General features: G+C 67.3%; 13 protein-coding genes. 1 reads left to right on the forward strand and 12 read right to left on the reverse strand.

Annotation, left to right across the window (positions count from 1 at the left end; translation table 11 throughout):
- Window positions 1–12: 12 nt before the first annotated feature.
- The 10 genes from BLS50_RS21565 to BLS50_RS21610 form a co-directional block, all read right to left on the reverse strand.
- Window positions 13–1,179 (reverse strand): glycosyltransferase family 4 protein, encoded by a 1,167-nt coding sequence (locus BLS50_RS21565; RefSeq protein WP_027812301.1) that lies wholly within the window; start codon window positions 1,177–1,179, stop codon window positions 13–15.
- Window positions 1,179–2,363 carry a glycosyltransferase family 4 protein gene (locus BLS50_RS21570; protein ID WP_074803970.1) on the reverse strand — a complete coding sequence of 395 codons (1,185 nt, stop codon included), beginning with the start codon at window positions 2,361–2,363 and terminating at the stop codon, window positions 1,179–1,181. The genes BLS50_RS21565 and BLS50_RS21570 overlap by 1 nt, the downstream gene beginning before the upstream one ends.
- Window positions 2,360–3,826: an O-antigen ligase family protein gene (locus BLS50_RS21575; protein ID WP_011548192.1), complete on the reverse strand. Its 1,467-nt coding sequence runs from the start codon at window positions 3,824–3,826 to the stop codon at window positions 2,360–2,362. Before BLS50_RS21575 ends, BLS50_RS21570 begins: the two co-directional genes overlap by 4 nt.
- Before the next feature lie 10 nt (window positions 3,827–3,836).
- Window positions 3,837–4,982, reverse strand: coding sequence for a glycosyltransferase family 4 protein (locus BLS50_RS21580; protein ID WP_027812300.1), 1,146 nt, complete (start codon window positions 4,980–4,982; stop codon window positions 3,837–3,839).
- 43 nt (window positions 4,983–5,025) lie between these two features.
- On the reverse strand, window positions 5,026–5,985 hold the full coding sequence (locus BLS50_RS21585; protein ID WP_027812299.1) for a glycosyltransferase family 2 protein: 960 nt from the start codon (window positions 5,983–5,985) through the stop codon (window positions 5,026–5,028).
- 59 nt (window positions 5,986–6,044) lie between these two features.
- Entirely contained in the window at window positions 6,045–8,270 is a 2,226-nt protein-coding gene (locus tag BLS50_RS21590; RefSeq protein WP_074803971.1) for a polysaccharide biosynthesis tyrosine autokinase, read from the reverse strand.
- A gap of 50 nt (window positions 8,271–8,320) precedes the next feature.
- The gene (locus BLS50_RS21595) at window positions 8,321–9,499 is read right to left on the reverse strand and encodes a polysaccharide biosynthesis/export family protein (RefSeq protein WP_012338500.1); all 1,179 of its coding nucleotides are present in this window, start codon (window positions 9,497–9,499) and stop codon (window positions 8,321–8,323) included.
- The gene (locus BLS50_RS21600) at window positions 9,493–9,936 is read right to left on the reverse strand and encodes a low molecular weight protein-tyrosine-phosphatase (RefSeq protein WP_011548197.1); all 444 of its coding nucleotides are present in this window, start codon (window positions 9,934–9,936) and stop codon (window positions 9,493–9,495) included. Before BLS50_RS21600 ends, BLS50_RS21595 begins: the two co-directional genes overlap by 7 nt.
- A gap of 30 nt (window positions 9,937–9,966) precedes the next feature.
- On the reverse strand, window positions 9,967–11,379 hold the full coding sequence (locus BLS50_RS21605; RefSeq protein ID WP_006479486.1) for a UDP-glucose dehydrogenase family protein: 1,413 nt from the start codon (window positions 11,377–11,379) through the stop codon (window positions 9,967–9,969).
- A gap of 74 nt (window positions 11,380–11,453) precedes the next feature.
- Window positions 11,454–12,827 carry an undecaprenyl-phosphate glucose phosphotransferase gene (locus BLS50_RS21610; protein ID WP_027808973.1) on the reverse strand — a complete coding sequence of 458 codons (1,374 nt, stop codon included), beginning with the start codon at window positions 12,825–12,827 and terminating at the stop codon, window positions 11,454–11,456.
- Window positions 12,828–13,258: 431 nt separating this feature from the next.
- Here BLS50_RS21610 and BLS50_RS21615 point away from each other — a divergent pair, with 431 nt between their 5' ends.
- A complete protein-coding gene (locus BLS50_RS21615; protein ID WP_074803973.1) occupies window positions 13,259–14,830 on the forward strand; it encodes a mannose-1-phosphate guanylyltransferase/mannose-6-phosphate isomerase in 1,572 nt (523 codons plus the stop codon).
- A gap of 123 nt (window positions 14,831–14,953) precedes the next feature.
- On the opposite strand, the gene BLS50_RS21620 is transcribed toward BLS50_RS21615, so the two are convergent.
- A complete protein-coding gene (locus tag BLS50_RS21620; protein ID WP_027812635.1) occupies window positions 14,954–15,895 on the reverse strand; it encodes an IS5/IS1182 family transposase in 942 nt (313 codons plus the stop codon).
- 735 nt (window positions 15,896–16,630) lie between these two features.
- Entirely contained in the window at window positions 16,631–17,212 is a 582-nt protein-coding gene (locus BLS50_RS21625) for a DUF3501 family protein (protein ID WP_011548201.1), read from the reverse strand.
- Window positions 17,213–17,235: the final 23 nt, after the last annotated feature.

A 17,235-nucleotide genomic window follows, 5' to 3' on the forward strand; every position in this document is an offset into this window, starting at 1 on the left:
CGCCGCGAACGTTCAGCCTGCCGCCTGAATCGCCTCTTCGTACACGCCGGCCACGCGCCGCGCGATCACCGCATTGTCGAAATGCTCGCGTGCATAACGCTTGCATGCGGCCTCGTCGGGCAGCGCGATCGCACCCGACAGCGCGCCGCCGAGCCCTTCGGCAATTGCATCCGCGCCCGTCGACGGCAGCACGAGATCGTTCGACAACCCGGCGACCGCCTCCGGCAGCCCGCCGACCGGCGTGACCAGCACCGGCGTGCCGGACGCCAGCGATTCGACGGTGATCAGCCCAAAGCCCTCGAGCGCGACCGTCGGCACGACACTGACCGTCGCCGCGCGGTACAGCGCCGCGAGATGATGGTCGGGCACGAAACCGAGCAGCTTCACGTTGTCCTGCAGCCCGGCTTCGTCGATGCGCTGCTGCAGTTCCTCGCCGATCTTGCCCTTGCCGGCGATCAGCAGCAGCACGTCCGGGTGACGGCGCTTGACGACGCCGATCGCGTCGATCAGGTCCTCCAGCCCCATGCGCCGCACGAGCCGGCGCACGGCCAGCACGATCGGCCGGTCCTGCGGCAGTTGCAGCTTGTGCCGCGCCTCGGCGGGCGTGAGCGGCGTGTCGAACTGCGCGGTATCGACGCAGCCGGGAATCACGCGCACGCGCGACGGATCGATCCCGTACCGGTTCGTCAGGATCTGGCCGAACGCCTGCGACAGCACGATCAGCCGCGACGAGCGCGTATACACCGCCTGCTCGAGATAGCGCTTCGCGCGCTGCCCGAGCGACGCAGCGCCCTCGACCTGGCTTTCGTCGGCCCACGGCCCCTGGAAGTGCGACACCTGCGGAATCCCGCGCGTCACGTCGAGGCCCGGGAACGTATATAGCGCGAAGTGCGACGAAATCACGTCCGGCCGCGCGCTGCGGATCTCGTCGCGCAACGCGCGCCGCGCGGCGAGCATCCGGCGCGCGAGCGGCTCCGACGCGGGACCGAAGCCCTGGATCGCCCCGCCCGTGTCGTCGGCGACCTTCGGCGAGCCGGCCACGAGCCCGCGCACCTCGACGCCCGCGCCGGGCAGCGCGCCGACGAGCGAGTAATACATCCGGTCGAGGCCGCCCGCGCGTTCGGGAAACCAGTGCATGCCGATCTGCAACGATTTGATCGGCCGGGAAGAGTGGGACATCACGGTTGCTCCTGCGTGATTGCATGCTCGACTCGCTCGAAGGCGGACGGCTGCGTGGGTTGGCCGATGCGCCGGTAAAGCGCGACGTACTGGGCGCCCATGTGCGCCCAGCCGAAACGGGTCATCAGTTCGCGGGCCGCGTCGCCCATCGCGCGGCACGTGTCGCGCGACGCCGCGAGCGCGCCGATCGCCTGCGCGAGCGCGGCCGGATCGTCCGGGTCCTCCAGCACGATCCCGCATTCACGCGTGATGATTTCCGCGCCGCCCGCCGTGCGCGCGGTGACGACCGGCAGCCCGGCCGCCATCGCCTCCAGCAGCGACAGGCTCATCGCTTCGTAGCGCGACGGAAAGACATACGCGTCGACCGAGCGCATCAGCGTCGGCATGTTCTTCACGAGCCCGAGGAAATGCACGCGCGAATCGATGCCGAGCGCGCGCGCTTCTTCCGGATACGGGCTGCCGGGCAGATAGCCGGCCACCGCCAGATGCACGTTGGCGGGCAGCTTCGTCAGCGCCTTCAGCACGGTGCCGAGGTTCTTGCGCGGCGTGCGCAGGTCGCCGACGAACAGCAGCAGGAACGCGTCGTCCGGCAGCTTGAACGCCGCGCGATCGGCCTGCGCGCCGGCGAATGCGCTGCCGTCGACGCCGTTGTAGATCACGCTGATCTTGCGGCTGTCGATGCCGAGCCCGGCGATCTCGTCGGCCACCTTCTGCGACACGGCGGTGATCGCGCGCGAACGCTTGTACGCCCAGCGCTCGAGCACGGTATTCACGCGCGTGTAGACGTACTGGTAAGCCGACCACAACCCCTTGGTGGGCCCGAACGGATAGTACGGACTCTTGAACCAGCCACCGTGCACGAAGTGCGCGGTATTGACGTCGGCCTTGATCCACGAGATGAAGCCGTTCACGTGCAGTACGTCGTATTCGCTACGGTGCGCGCGCAGCCACGCCGCGCTCTTCAGCGCGAACACCTGCTGCTTGACGAGATTCGACGGCCAGAAGCCGCCGACCTTCACCGGCACCCAGCGCACGCGCGGGTCGGCCAGCAGCTCGGGCGCGACGTGCGACGCGACCAGCGTGACCTCGTAGTTCTCAGCCAGCGCCGCGCGCGCGATTTCGTAATTGACGCGGCCCTGCCCGTCGTTATGTCGCACGACGTGCGTGACGATCGCGATTCTCAATGGTCGCCTCCCCGTGAACGCGCGGCGGCCAGCAGGCGTTGCGCCTTCTGCCAGTGCGCCGCGGCAAGTATCGAAAAAATGGCTGTGAACATCAGCAGGCCGCCGGTGCCGATCAGCGAGTTCGTGAACACGAGCATCGCGAAGGTCGACAGGCACAGGCTCAGGCACGCGCCGACGAACTTGTCCTTGCGCAGCTTGAACGCCGCGCGCAGCGTGCGGCCGAACAGCATCACGACGCCGGCGAGATACAGCAGCGTGCCGGGCCAGCCGAGCACGAACGGCACGTTCATCACGCCGCTGTCGAAGCTGCCGTACTTGCCGAGTTCGCCGCTGTCGCTCGACAGCTTCGTGGACGCGCCGGTCGCGCCCATTCCTTCGCCGGCGACGTCGGTAAACGCCGTCTGCGCGAAGGTCGCGTAGAACTTGTTGCGGTCGTCGTAGCTGCGGTCGTCCTTCAGGTTCGTGATCGACTGCAGGCGCGCGCCGAGCCGGTCGGCCACCGGCCCGACGGTCAGCAGCGGCACGCACAGCCCGACCAGCACGACGCCGCTGATCAGGATGCGCATCCGCACGCGGTTGCTCGATTGCACGAGCTGGATCGCGAGCGCGATCACCCAGCCACCCCAGGTCGAGCGCACGAGACACAGCGCGAACGACACGAAACCGGCCGCGCCCGCGAACCAGCGGATCTTCTGCGGCGCGACCAGCACGAACACCAGCGCGCCCATCATCGCGAACGCGAACGGCCCGGACGAATTCATCGTGCTGAACACACGCACGCCGTACGGCACCGGCTCGCCCTGCGAACCCATCTGCGAGCCGACCATCCACAGCACGTCCCACTGCGGCATCACGAAATACTGCACGACGCCGTACAGGCCCATCACGAGCATGCCCCACATGAAGGTGGACAGCAGCACGTCGCGATACTCCGGATAGTTGCGCGCGTTCACCATGATGTGAAAGCCGATCAGGATCGGGTACAGCCAGTTCGCGAGGTCGTAGGTCGCGGCCATCACGCCGCTCGACACGATCCCGACCAGGTACGCATAGACGAGCCCGAACAGGATCAGCAGCACCGGAATCCCGCGCCGCTGCGCGAGCACGCGGTAATGCCTGACGAGCCCCAGGCCGGCGATCATCGTCACCGCGAGCGGCGCGACCTGGATCAAACTCGTCGGCGTGAACGCGCCCTTCGACCAGTCGGCCAGGCGCCGCACTTCCGGGCTCAGGAACCACACCCACCACATGAAGCCGACGTAGCGCGCCGGGCTCTTGAAATACAGCCAGATGCCGACCCCGATGGCCAGCACCGGGAACGCGAGCGTCAGCACCTTGCCCTGGTGGATGGCGATCAGCGCGGCGGTCAACGCCCACAGCCCGGCCTGCCCGGCCCAGTGCTTCGGCTCGGCGAACCAGCTGCGGGCGCGCGACGGCGCGCGTTCGGCGGCAATCGTACTCATCGATCCGCGCTCACTGCGACGACGCGCTCGAATCGGCGAGCGGCATCGCGACGCCGGCCGGCGCGGGCGTGCGGCGCCGGCGCAGCATGTCGCGCGTGATCCGCACGTGCTGCTCGGCGAACGCCTGCGTGGTCAAGTCGCGTTCGCGCAGGCACGCAGCGGCGGCCCGCGCGCAGTCGAGCGCCGCCGCCGGATCGGCGACGAAGCGGTCGGCGGCCTGGCGCATCGCCTGCGCGTCGAACGCCGGCACATAGGCGGCCGTATCGTGCGGGAAATAGTCGCTCAGGCCGCCCACGTCGGACACGATCATCGGCTTGCCGACGGCCGCCGCCTCGAGCATCACGGTGATGCCCGATGCATGGAAATTCGGCCGCAGCGGCACGACGATCACGTCGGCCCACGCGTACAGCTCGTGCTGCTTCGCGAGCCCCGACGCCGGGCCGATCTTCACGTTCGGCGCATGCCACTCGCGCGGCACGCGGCGGCGCGTCGCGAGCCGCACCTCGTAGCGTGCGTCGCCGCCGAACGCGGCGAGGAACGTGCGCCAGTCGCGGTCGCGGTCGTTACCGATCGCCGCGATCCGCAGCGGCCGGTTCGGCTGCCATTGCCGCGGCTCGACCGGCGGGAAATCCTGCGTGTTCAGCCCGTAATAGACGAATTCGGCTTCGCGCCCGAGATAGCGTCGGCACAGGTCGGCGTTGTCGCGGGCGAGCGTGGTCAGCGCGTCGGCGCGCGCGAGCAGCTTGCGGTACAGCCAGCGGCGCGGGCCGCCGAAACTGCCCCACTTGTCGAACAGCCACACGCTCTGCGCGAGCAGCAGCGGGCGCTTGCCCTGCGCGCCGGCGAGCTTGAGAATCAGCGCGGCGGCCAGATGCTCCTGCTCGGTGTGCGTCCAGATCACGTCGGTCGCGAGCAGCGCCGCGCGATTGCGCCACGCGTGCACGACGTCGAAGCCGAGCGCCGCCTTCAGCGCGCGGCGCGCGACGCTCACGATGCGGTTTTCGCCGACGTCCTGCGAATAGGTCAGCCGGAATTCGTCGGATTCGGCGTGGTGATAGCCGTACAGGCAGCCGATGTCGTCGCCTTTCCGGTAGGTACGCGGATCGGCGCCATAGAACAGATGGACGTGGACTTGGGTTGCAGCCTTCGTGGTCATGCGAGCCCTCCGGATGTGGCCGCGCGCGGTGCGCGCAGGCCGTTCAAGACGTCACCGGCGGCATCGCCGCACGGTGGGGGGCAAGGTTGGTGCGACGCGCATCGCGGGCGCCGCGGCGCACCGCGCGCCAGTGCGCGAGCACGCGGGCGCGCCGCGCGGTCGGCAGCGCCAGCAGCAGGTGCGCGAAGCCCGGATAGACGCGCGTGCCGACCAGCGCCCACCACCACCACGCGATCTCGCGCCGCAGCGGCGACAGATGCTCGCGCAGGATCAGGTGCAGGTTGTGCGCGCCGTTGCTGATCGCGTTCAGCGACGCGGCATCGCGCCGGTCGTCGTCGAAGCGCTCGGCCGGAAAATGATCGACCGCGATCGCCGGGTCGTAGACGAGCTTCCAGCCTTCGCGCTGCACGTGCATGCTGAAGCCCATGTCGTTGTGCATCTGCGCGCCGGCGCCGCGCAGCCGCGTGTCGAAGCGCAGCCGTTCGATCGCCGCGCGGCGGTAGCTCATGTTCGCGCCCTTGAGCATGTCGACTTCGCGCGCGCCGCCCACGCCGAGGTGATGATTGCCGATGATCTTGCCGGACAGCGTGAGCTGGCCGACGAGCTCGCGCGATTCGTCGAGCAGGCGGCCCTTCTCGTGCACCCAGTCGCGTCCGCCGACCGCGCCCACGCGCGGATCGGCCTGGAATACGGCTTCGATGCGCGCGAGCCAGTCGGGGCGCGGCGCCGCATCGTCGTCGGTGATCGCGACGACGTCGCCGTTCGCCGAGTCGAGCCCCTTGTTCAGCGCGGCGACCTGCCCCCCCACGTCGACCGGCACGATGCGCAGCGGCAGCGCGCCGCCGACCGCCGGATCGGCGAGCCGTTCGTGCGTGGCGTCGTCCTCCGGGCGCGCGACGACGATCACCTCGTCGGGCAGCCGCTGCTGCCGCTGCAGCGCCAGCAGGCAGCGCGCGAGGTCGGCGGGACGCCGGTAGGTCGGAACGAGCACGGAAATTTTCATCAAGGATTCTCCAGTCGGCCGGGCAGGCGCTCGCGCCGGCCCGGTGTCGTGAAATGCGGTCAAGCGCTCAGGTATTCATGCACGGCCGCATAGCCGCGGCCGTAGCCGCGTGCCTTCGGCGGCACGCCATTGAAGATCCCGCCCTCCAGGTCGACGCCCGCGGTGCGCAGGCGCTTGATCGCGTCGGCGATCTCGCCTTCGGTATGCATGCCCGAGCGCAGCACGAGGAACGTCGAGCCGGCCATGCGGCCGATGATGGTCGCGTCGGTCACCGCCAGCACCGGCGGCGAATCGATCAGCACGACGTCGTAGCGCTTGCCGAGCCCTTCGAGGTATTGCGGCAGGCGCGTCGACATCAGCAGCTCCGACGGGTTCGGCGGGCGCGTGCCGGCCGCGATGAACGACAGGCCCTGCACTGGCGTCTCGCGGATCGCTTCCTCGAGCGGCGACTGATCGCTCAGCAGCTCGGACAGGCCCGGCTGCACGGTCAGGCCGAAGTAACGGTCGAGCATCCCGCGGCGCATGTCGGCGTCGATCAGCAGCACGCGCTTGCCCGAATGCGCGAGCAGCACCGCGAGGTTGACCGTCAGGAAGCTCTTGCCGATGCCCGGCGTCGGGCCGGTCAGCACGATCACGCGGTTCTTCGCGTCCATCATCGCGAACTGCATCGCGGTGCGCAGGCTGCGCATGCTCTCGACGCTGAGGTCCTTCGGACGCAGGCTCGCGAGGATCGGCCGCGCACGGCTGCCGCCCTTCTCCGCCGCCGCGTCGAGCTTCACCTGCTCGGCGCTTTGCGGCACCAGCCCGTACAGCGGCAGGTTGAACGTGCGCTCGATGCGGTCCGGGTCCTCGATGCCCTGGAACAGGTTGCGGCGCAGGAACACGACGCCCGTGCCGAGGATCAGCCCGAGGAACACGGCGGCCGACAGGATCAGCACCTTCTTCGGCTTGACCGGCGCGCCCGGACGCAGCGCCGAATCGATCAGGTGGATGTTGCCGCCCGTGCCGGCCTTCTGCACCGACAGTTCCTGCACGCGGTTCAGCAGCAGCACGTAGATGTCCTCGGCGACCTTCGCGTCGCGCTGGAGCTGGACCGCCTTCACCTCGGTCGCCGGCAGGCTGCGGAAGCGGTTGCTGAACTTGTCCTTCTCGCCCTGCAGCTCCGCGAGCTGCTGCTTCGCGGCGATCACCATCGGATGCGAATCGGTGAAGCGCTGCGCGAGCGACGCGAGCTGCAGCCGCTGCGCGGCGATCTGCTGTTCGTACTGCACGCTGCCTTCGAGGTAGACCTTCGCCTCGTCGCTCGCGTTGATCGAGCCCGACGTGCGCTGGTATTGCGTGAGCGCGGCTTCCGCGCGTTCGAGGTCGGCCTTCAGGCGCGGCTCCTCGCCCTTGAGGAAGTCGAGCATCTTGGTCGCTTCCGCCTGCTTCGCGACCACGTGCTGGTTCAGGTACGACTGCGCGAGCGCGTTCGCGATCGCGGCGGTCTGGTCCGGGTCCTTGCCTTCGAGCGAGATCTGCACGACGCCCGTCTGCTTGCCCTGCTCGCTCACCTGGATGCCGGCCTGGAAGCCGCTGATCGCGTCGAGATCGTTGTAGCGCACCACGGTGAACTGCGTGCCGGGGCGCGCGACGAGCTTCTGCACGAGCAGCGTCAAGCCGCCGCCCTGCGCCGCTTCGCCGACGCGGCCGGCCAGCAGCCGCGTGCCGTTCTCGTCGACCAGCGAATAGGTGCCGTTCGGGCCGGCCGTCAGCGTCAGCTTCTTGCCTTCGAGCGCCGGCACGACGCTGATCGAGTCGACGTCGGCGACTTCGCCGCCCCACGCATACGACTTCAGGCCGAGCCACGGCCGCGACGGCTCGCCGGGCGTCGCGAGGCGCGCGGCGAGGCTGCCGAGCACCGGCAGCGTCTTCGGCGCGACCGAGAAGTTCAGCTTGAACTGCTCGACGACCGGCGTGACGACACCGCGGCTCTTGATGATCTCGATTTCCGCGTCGGTCGGCGCCTGCTGCGGGCCGCTGTTGATCGACGCGCCCGTCTGCGTCTGCGTGAGCGCCTGCGACGTGTTGTCGTTGCCCTCGACCCGCACGTGCACATCCGCCTGGTAGACCGGCTTCGCGATGAAGCAGTAGAGGCCGGCGAGCGCGACGACCGTCACCGCAATGCCGATCAGCAGCCAGATGTCGTCCATGATCACCTGGAGCAACTGGCCGAGAACGAAGTCCTCTTCCTCGGTCTTCGCGGTCAGGTCCGCGTAGGAGTGTTTCGCTTGCGTGTTCACCATTCGTTCCCGCTTGAGTGGTGCCGGGGGGCGGACGCCGCCCCGGCGGGCTATCAGCGCGTGATTTGCCGCATGTAGAAGATCGTCTGGATCGTCGGCAGCACCTGCTGCAGCACACGGTTGAACTGCACCGAGCCGGCCGTGCTGACGTAGACGACGTCGAGCGGTTGAAGCGGGAAGCGGCTCGACAGCATCAGCGCATCGGGCTGCGTCATGTCGAGGCGGTACACCTCGGGCTTCGTCGGGTTGTCGCGCATCCCGCGCATCACGTAGATCTTGCGCGGGTTCGCATCGGTGTCGAGAATCCCGCCGCCCGCGGTCAGCGCATCGGCGATGGTCAGCTTGCCCTTGAGCATCGGTACCGTGACCGGCGTCTTGACCTCGCCCATGATGAACACGCGGCTGTCGCTGCGGTCCGGCACGTTGACGATGTCGCCCGGCTGCAGCATCACGTTCTGCTTCACTTCGCCGCGATCGAGCACGCCGTTCGCGTCGAGCGTGTAGAGCTTGCCGTCGCGCGTCAGGCGCACACGCTGCAGGTCGGCCTCGGCGGTCGAGCCGCCGGAACGCGAGATCGCGTCGACGAGCGTGAGCGGCACGTCGCTCACCGCGAGCGGGCCCGGCTGCTTCACCTCGCCCGTCACCTGCACCTTCTGGCTGCGGAACGACAGCACGCGCACGTCGAGCTGCGGATTCTTCACGTAGCGCGACAGGCTGGACGCCATCTCGTCGCGGATCTGCGCGACCGTCTTGCCCGCCACGCGGATGCGGCCGACGAACGGGAAGAAGATCGTGCCGTCGGCGGCGACCGTCTGGCCGTACGGATCGGCCTGGCCCGGCAGCGCGGTCGTATACGGCTGCTGCAGCGCGCCCGCGACCGATTGCGTCGTGTTGCCGCCGCTCGAGAACGACTGGCCCTGCGGCGTCGTCAGCTCCGGGTGATCCCACACGGTGACGCCGAGGATGTCCTGCGGGCCGACGCGATACGTGTACTGCGACGGATCGGTATAGCGCCCGGGCGGCAGCGGATGATCGACCTGCGCTTTCTGCAGCTGGTCCATCACCACTTTGGCGTCGATGTAATGAACCGGATAGGTTTCGGCCGCTTCCTGCCGGCCTTCGTCCTTCAGGTTCGACGAGTCGAGGTAGTTGCCGGGCGCGGTTGCACAGGCTGACAGGAAAGTCGTCAGCGCGACGGCAAGCGCCACCGGGCGCATCGGGCGTTTCAGCATAGTTTCTGTAGCCATCCTTGAACCAGACGTTCGATCAGTGAGTAGCTCTCGCGGTAGTCGGCCTCGGGGCCGCCGTGCGGGTCCGCGATCTCGGCCCCTTCCCACTTGCCGAGCAGGTGAACCTTGCCGCGCGCGAACGGATCGACCGCTTCGACGGCCTTGATCTGTTCGCGCTCGCTGACGAGAATCAGGTCGGCGTCGCGCACGATCCGGCGCGACAGCCGCCGCGAGCGATGGGTCGTCGCATCGACACCCCGCTCGGCCAGCAGTCGCCGCATCACCGGATCGATGCCGTCGCCGTCGTTCGCGTGCACGCCGGCCGAATGAAACGTCGGGCGCGGGCCGCCGCGCGACGCGGCGTGCGACTTGAACAGCATTTCCGCCGCCGGGCTGCGGCAGACGTTCGCGTGGCAGACGATCAGGATGTTCCGGAACATGGCGTCTCGTAACGAGTGACGGAAAACGGGTTACGCGCTGGCGCGCGCGGCGCCCGGCACGCGAGCGGCGACCGCCTGGCGCGAGCCCGGCCGGCCGATCGGGTGGTACTCGATGCCCTGCTCGCTCATCGTCTCCGGCTCGTACAGGTTGCGGCCGTCGAAGATCACCGGCGTCTTCCACAGGCGGCCGAGCGCGACGAAGTCGGGGCTCTTGAACGCTTTCCATTCGGTGACGATCACGAGCGCATCGGCGTCGCGCGCGGCTTGCGCCTCGTCGTCGACGAACGACAGGCGTTCGAGCCAGCTCGGGTGATCGGCGAGATCGAGCGCGATCACGCGGCGCGCTTCCTGCTGCGCGACCGGGTCGTACGCGGCGACGCGCGCACCGCGTGACAGCAGCTCGGCGATCAGCTCGCGGCTCGGCGCCTCGCGCATGTCGTCGGTGTTCGGCTTGAACGCGAGGCCCCACAGCGCGAACGTGCGGCCGCTCAGGTCCTCGCCGAAGCGCGCGACGATCTTCTCGGCGAGCACGCGCTTTTGCGTCGCGTTGACCGACGACACAGCCTTCAGGATCTGCAGCGACTGGCCGTGCTCGTCGGCCGTACGGATCAGCGCCTCGACGTCCTTCGGGAAGCACGAGCCGCCGTAGCCGCAGCCGGCATACAGGAAGTGGTAGCCGATGCGCGGATCGGAGCCGATCCCGCGGCGCACGGCCTCGATGTCGGCGCCGAAGCGGTCGGCGAGGTTCGCCAGCTCGTTCATGAACGAGATGCGCGTCGCGAGCATCGCGTTCGCCGCGTATTTCGTGAACTCGGCCGAGCGCACGTCCATGTACAGCGTGCGCTCGTGATTGCGGTTGAACGGCGCATAGAGCTTCTTCATCAGCTCGCGGGCGCGCTCGCCCGGCACGTCGTCGTCGCAGCCGATCACGATGCGGTCCGGGCGCGTGAAATCGTCGACGGCCGCGCCTTCCTTCAGGAATTCCGGATTCGACACGACCGAGAACATCTGGTCGCCGCCGCGCTTCGCGAGCTCCTCGGCGACCGCCGCGCGCACGCGCTCGGCCGTGCCGACCGGCACCGTCGACTTGTCGACGATCACCTTGAAGCCGGTCATGTAGCGGCCGATGTTGCGCGCGGCCGCGAGCACGTATTGCAGATCGGCCGAGCCGTCCTCGTCGGGCGGCGTGCCGACCGCGATGAACTGCACGTCGCCGTGCGCGACCGCGGCCTCGATGTCGGTCGAGAAGCGCAGGCGGCCGGCCGAGCGGTTGCGCGCGATCACTTCCTTCAGGCCCGGCTCGTGGATCGGCACGCCGCCGTTGTTCAGGATGTCGATCTTTGCCTGGTCGACGTCGAGACAGAACACGTCGTGCCCGATGTCGGCGAGACAGGCGCCGGTGACGAGCCCTACGTAACCGCTGCCGATGATAGTCAGATTCATGATGTGTCGGACCCCTTGACCAATGATTCGAAATTCGTAAAACCGGAATGCCCGCGTGACGCGGCGCGTCGGTGTCAGTACGCGTTGCTGCCGGTGAAGCCTTTCCACAGCGTCAGCACGACGATCTTGATGTCGAGCCAGAACGACCAGTTCTGCATGTAGTACAGGTCGAGCTTCACGCGGCCCATCATCTTCTCGATCTGGTCGGTCTCGCCGCGATAGCCGTTGATCTGCGCCCACCCGGTGATGCCCGGCTTGATCCGGTAGCGGAACATGTAGCCCTTGACCAGATCCTTGTAGATGTCGTCGTGCGCGAGCGCATGCGGGCGCGGCCCCACCACCGACATCTCGCCCTTCAGCACGTTGATAAACTGCGGCAGTTCGTCGAGGCTCGTGCGGCGCAGGAACCGGCCGACCGGCGTCACGCGCGAGTCGTTCCTGGTCGCCTGCGTGACCTGGCCGGCCACTTCCTGGTGCACCTTCATCGAGCGAAACTTGTAGATCTCGAACTCGTGCCCGTCGATACCCTTGCGCTTCTGCCGAAAGAACACCGGCCCGCGCGAGGTCAGCTTGATCAGCGCCGCGATCAGCACCATCACCGGCGCGAGCGCCGTGAGCGCCGCCAGCGCGAACAGCCGGTCGAACACGAACTTCGGCAAGATCCGCACGTCGGTGATCGGCGACGCCGCGAGGTTGATCGCCGGCACGCCGAGCACCTCGACCACTTCCTGGTTGAAGAACGACAGCGTGCGCACGTCCGGAATGAAGCGGATGTTCACGAAGTCGTGGCGAAACACCGTCACGATCTGGTGAATCCGGCGCTCCTCCGTGATCGGCAGCGTGAGCCACAGCTCGCTGATCGCGCGGCTGCGCACCAGCCACACCAGCGATTCGAACTGCCGCTCGATCCGCACGTCGTCGAGCGCGACTTCGCCCGGCGCCTCGCTTTCGTCGTACACGCACACCGGGTTGAAGCCGGCTTCCGGCCGTGCCCGCATCTGCGCGATCAGCCGCCGCGCCGCCGGCGTGCCGCCGACGATCGCCACCGCCTTCAGGTTGTAGCCGCCGCGGCGCAATTGCCGCAGCACGACGTGCACGCAAGCCTTCGAGCCGGCGAGCAGCACCGTCGTCGCGAGCGCCCAGTAACCCAGCCACAGCCGCGACAGGTCGCCCGACTGGTGAAAGCTGAAACTCATCAGGATGCCCGCGAGCTCGACCGCGAGCCACGCGAACACGACCCGCCCCATCAGTCCGACGAGGCGCTTGCCGCGCCACGACTGGTAGATGCCGAAGGCCGGAAAGAACACGACGACCAGCAGGCAGTCGAACAGCACCGTCGTGCGCTGCAGGTCGCTGAGCCCGATGCTGCCGCCGTGCAGCGCGGCCGCGATCAGCGCGCCCGTCACGACCATCGCGATATCGATGACTCTCGCCAGCACGCTCAACATGTCTGTTTCCTCTTCTTTGAACAGGCGTTTGCCGAACAGCGCCTTGTGCAGCCCGTGCCGCACATTCGAATCAAACGTTGCATGACGCTATTGAAGCGACAAGAAAATTCATCCTCAAGCGCACAAGTATTTCGAAAAATAATCGGAAATTCTTGCCGCGATCTTTTTTAATTAAATCGGCAGGTTTTCCCGAATGGGCGGGAAATGGAGATTTTTTCGGAGTCGTTACGCCTTCCGCTCACCCTTTGCGGGCGGTCGCGTCCGGCCGGCGCCCGGAATTATTTTTTACTTTTTTATTTCCGGCCGATGCTACCGCGGAAAATTCTCCCGGATGAATGCGTGGCGGATATCCGCCATTGGGTCCGGTTTTATTGTCGATTTACTTCATGCTACAACGACAGGGACTGACTTCAACCGTGGAGAGTGTCATCATGAATGCTCCGGCAGTGGTCGCCGAAACGCGCCATTCTTCTTCCGCCGCACCCGCAGCCGGTATGCCCGTCGCCGGCATGCCCGCAGCCGGTATGCCCGCCGTCGGCACACGTCTCGCCGTGCAGCCCGTGATTCTCGCCGGCGGTTCCGGCACGCGCCTGTGGCCGATGTCGCGCGAGCGTTTTCCGAAACAGCTGATCGGGCTGCTCGGCGATCACTCGCTGCTGCAATCCACCGCGCTGCGCCTCGACGGCCTGACGGCCGACTACCCGCTGAACGACGACGTGCTGATCGTATGCGGCGAGGATCATCGCTTCACGACCGCCGAACAGCTGCGCCTGACGGCCAGGAACGCGACCATCATGCTCGAGCCGCTCGGCCGCGACACCGCGCCGGCGCTGACGCTCGCCGCGTTGCGGCTCGTCGCGAACGGCAACGACGCGGTGATGACCGTGATGCCGGCCGACCATGCGGTCGCCGACCTGCCGCGCTTTCACGCGGCCGTCGCGGCCGGCGTGCACTGCGCGGCGCAAGGCAAGATCGCGACGATGGGCATCGTGCCCAAGCACGCGGAAACCGGCTACGGCTACATTCGCGTCGGCGCACCGCTCGGCGACGCCGGAACGGGCACCCTCGACGTGCGCCGCCTTGACCGTTTCGTCGAGAAGCCGCACCTCGAGCTCGCGCAGCAGTACGTCGCGTCGGGCGAATACTGGTGGAACAGCGGCATCTTCATCGTGCGCGCGTCGGTGTGGCTGAACGCGATCCGGCAGCTCGAACCAGCAATCTACGCGGCCTGCGAACAGGCCGTCGCACAGGGCAAGGAGGACGGCGATTTCTTCCGCGTCGATCGCGACGCATTCGCCGCGTCGCCGTCGAACTCGATCGACTACGCGGTGATGGAGCCGCTCGCGAGCCAGCCGCAACTGTGCGAAAGCGTCGTCGTGCCGCTCGATGCGGGCTGGTCCGACGTCGGCTCGTGGGACGCGATCTGGCAGATCTCGCCGAAGGACGAGAGCGGCAACGTCGGTCGCGGCCACGTGCTGTTCGAAGGCGCCGACTCGACGTTCGCGCATTCGGAAAGCCGGCTCGTCGCCTGCGTCGGCACGCAGAACCTGGTCGTCGTCGAAACGCCCGACGCCGTGCTCGTCGCGGATAAATCGCGCGTGCAGGACGTGAAGAAGATCGTCGGGCACATCAAGGCGCGACAAGGCACCGAAGCGACCGATCACCGCAAGGTGCATCGTCCCTGGGGCCACTACGACTCGGTCGACACCGGCGAGCGCTTCCAGGTGAAACGCATCGTCGTGAAGCCGGGCGCGCAACTGTCGCTGCAGATGCACCATCACCGCGCCGAACACTGGATCGTCGTGCGCGGCACGGCACGCATCACGCGCGGTGACGAAACGTTCCTGCTGTCCGAAAACGAATCGACGTACATTCCGCTCGGCGTCTCGCACCGCCTGGAGAACCCGGGCAAGATGCCGCTCGAGCTGATCGAAGTGCAGTCGGGCGCGTATCTCGGCGAGGACGACATCGTCCGCTTCGACGATACCTACGGTCGGCAGTAACGCGTCATGCAACAAAGGGCGCCGCTTATACAGCGGCGCCCGGGCAAGGCAGACATGGAGACACCGAACTTCCGCGCGGGCGTCGTGGCACACGACGGCCCGCGCGTTGCACGGCAACGGCGATCAGCCCACGCGGTACGCGTATTCGCGACGCTCCGACTGCACGGGATCGTTGCGGCTTTCCGACAACACGCCCGCGCGACGCTCGGCGATGAAGCGCTTGATGTCCGATTCCGCGCGCGCCAGCGCCGACAAACCGGCCAGCACCTCGCCTTGCGGCTCGCGCGCCGGCGCGTCGCTCGCACCGTGGCGATCGATCCACTGGCGCGCCCACTCGAGCGCGTACTGCTCCGCTGCCTCGGCGTCGGTGAAGCGCGGGCCGATCAGGCCCGAGCGTTCGACGCGCCGGTCGTCCTGCGAGATCTCGGCCCACGCGCGATACATCAGGTTCTGCACGGGCTGTGCGATGCCGCTGATCGTATAGCCGCGATACTCGTCGACCTGCGGCTCGGCCGCGGCGAAGCTCGCCGCCGACGCGCGCGCATGGCGCAGCTCCGCAGCCGGCGCGCCGGGCACCGCGAACGACACGTCGGCGCGACCGTCCACCTGGTCGGCCGACAGCGTGCTCAACGACGCACCTTCGCCCTCCCAAACGTTTGCCTGCGCAACCGGCAATTGCCACGACTCGGGGTTCTGCCAGAACACGCCGCGCAGACGGTCGTTGTCGGGCACCGGTTCCGCACGGCGAGCCGGCACGACCGCCTCCGGCGGCGGCGGAATATACGCGAACGTGCGCCCGCTGAACTGGGTCAGCACGTCGATCATCTTCAGCAGCGTGCCGTTCGCGAGCCACTCCTCGTAGCGACGACGGCACGTCGGCCCGGACGGATAGCGGCCGGGCAGCTTTGACCAGGCTTCCCCGGTCGTCAGGATCCACAGCACCGCGTTGGCGACGACACGCGGTTCGGCGCGTGGACGCCCGCGACGGTTCAGCCGGATGGGTTCATCGGCGATCAGCGCTGAAAGGCGAAACCACTCTTCATCGTTAAGCTCATCGAAGAACATAGTCGATCTCTCCACGCAGCCAGGCCGGGGCTGCGATTGGCGGCGCCGTCGCGACACTTCGCGTCGCGGGGCGGCCAGGTTGCACATTATGGTTATCCGGCGTTGTGCATACCGGGCGACACCGCACTTTCTCGGTGCCGCGATTCCCGGCAATGGCGCACAAATCGCGGTCTCACTCCAATGTGGGAATTTTTGTGCACGAAGCATACCATCCCTAGGGTTTATCTCAATATGACAATGACTTAATGTTACGCACTGAAACAACCTGCCATGGGCGGGCAAACCATTTATGCTTGAATTTTTTTGCGAGATCTTTATGCCGATGGCTGCAAAGGCCCGTCCAGCGGGGCTCCGCAGCGTCTGAAGAATGCGCTTAAACAGGCGGTTTCGGGCTGCTCCGGCCCCTGCGGGCGACACCACCCGGAATAACCTCCGAAAATCGGTAAATCAGGGGAAAATTCGTAACAAGATATTCACGAATCGGTAAATCATTCAAATTGAGCTGAATCAAATTATCCTCATGCACAATCTCTTTATTGTTTCCCTGCGAGTGATGAAAACACGCTGACGCAGCGTGCCCAATGTGTCCCCGCATGCAAATCCGTCACGCTTGTTACAACTTCGCGCCGGGCGCCACGCGGCCGCGCCGCAGAGCGTGAGGCGCTGCTTTCTTCGGGTCGGAACGGAAAAGCACAGACCGGCGTGCACGGGCACGCGACGGCGGCGACCGTGGCGCTAGCGCAGATCGCCAGCCAGCGATGCGGCCACGTCCGCGTCCACGCGCTGCGGCGGCATCGTGTAGGCCGGGTGATCGCAGCCGATCGACAGCGCCGCCCCGCCCTTGAGCGCCGCGCGCATCGGGGCATCGAACTCGAAGCGGACGAAGTGCACGGCCGAGGTTTTCTCCGCGTTGTCGCGCTCGAGATCCTCGTCGGCGATCGCGTAGACGCTCGCGTATCCGTCGACCTGCAGGTACACGCGATCCTCGACACCGATCAGCCGCGCGAGCGCCGCGCGCCGTTCGATCTCGTGCTCGTACTCGATCTGCATCGTCGCTTTCAGGTTGGTGCCGTCGGGCACCAGCGGCAGATACGCTTCCAGCTCCCCTTCGATGCCGGCTTCGTCGAAGATCTTCTCGATGTGCAGCATCTCGTGGATCTGATAGCGGATCGTCGTCTCGTCCTCGAACAGGAAACGCAGGTGGTTGCCGAGCGCCACCGCGCGGCGGCGCTTGTACGCGACGAGCCGCGCGTGTTCGGCCTTGCGGATCTTCGCGTACGCTTCGAGCGTCAGCAGGGAGTCGCGGGTCAGCGTCATGGGTGTCCTCGTCAATGGCCGGC

The sequence above is a fragment of the Burkholderia orbicola genome, assembly GCF_900100915.1.
GTDB classification, from domain to species: Bacteria; Pseudomonadota; Gammaproteobacteria; order Burkholderiales; family Burkholderiaceae; genus Burkholderia; species Burkholderia orbicola.

Bases quoted from the DNA above. Each gene is read 5' to 3' on its own strand.
- BLS50_RS21565 (WP_027812301.1), bottom strand. From the start codon at position 1,179: ATGTCCCACTCTTCCCGGCCGATCAAATCGTTGCAGATCGGCATGCAC.
- BLS50_RS21575 (WP_011548192.1), bottom strand. From the start codon at position 3,826: ATGAGTACGATTGCCGCCGAACGCGCGCCGTCGCGCGCCCGCAGCTGG.
- BLS50_RS21580 (WP_027812300.1), bottom strand. From the start codon at position 4,982: ATGACCACGAAGGCTGCAACCCAAGTCCACGTCCATCTGTTCTATGGC.
- BLS50_RS21585 (WP_027812299.1), bottom strand. From the start codon at position 5,985: ATGAAAATTTCCGTGCTCGTTCCGACCTACCGGCGTCCCGCCGACCTC.
- BLS50_RS21590 (WP_074803971.1), bottom strand. From the start codon at position 8,270: ATGGTGAACACGCAAGCGAAACACTCCTACGCGGACCTGACCGCGAAG.
- BLS50_RS21595 (WP_012338500.1), bottom strand. From the start codon at position 9,499: ATGCTGAAACGCCCGATGCGCCCGGTGGCGCTTGCCGTCGCGCTGACG.
- BLS50_RS21600 (WP_011548197.1), bottom strand. From the start codon at position 9,936: ATGTTCCGGAACATCCTGATCGTCTGCCACGCGAACGTCTGCCGCAGC.
- BLS50_RS21605 (WP_006479486.1), bottom strand. From the start codon at position 11,379: ATGAATCTGACTATCATCGGCAGCGGTTACGTAGGGCTCGTCACCGGC.
- BLS50_RS21610 (WP_027808973.1), bottom strand. From the start codon at position 12,827: ATGTTGAGCGTGCTGGCGAGAGTCATCGATATCGCGATGGTCGTGACG.
- BLS50_RS21615 (WP_074803973.1), top strand. From the start codon at position 13,259: ATGAATGCTCCGGCAGTGGTCGCCGAAACGCGCCATTCTTCTTCCGCC.
- BLS50_RS21620 (WP_027812635.1), bottom strand. From the start codon at position 15,895: ATGTTCTTCGATGAGCTTAACGATGAAGAGTGGTTTCGCCTTTCAGCG.
- BLS50_RS21625 (WP_011548201.1), bottom strand. From the start codon at position 17,212: ATGACGCTGACCCGCGACTCCCTGCTGACGCTCGAAGCGTACGCGAAG.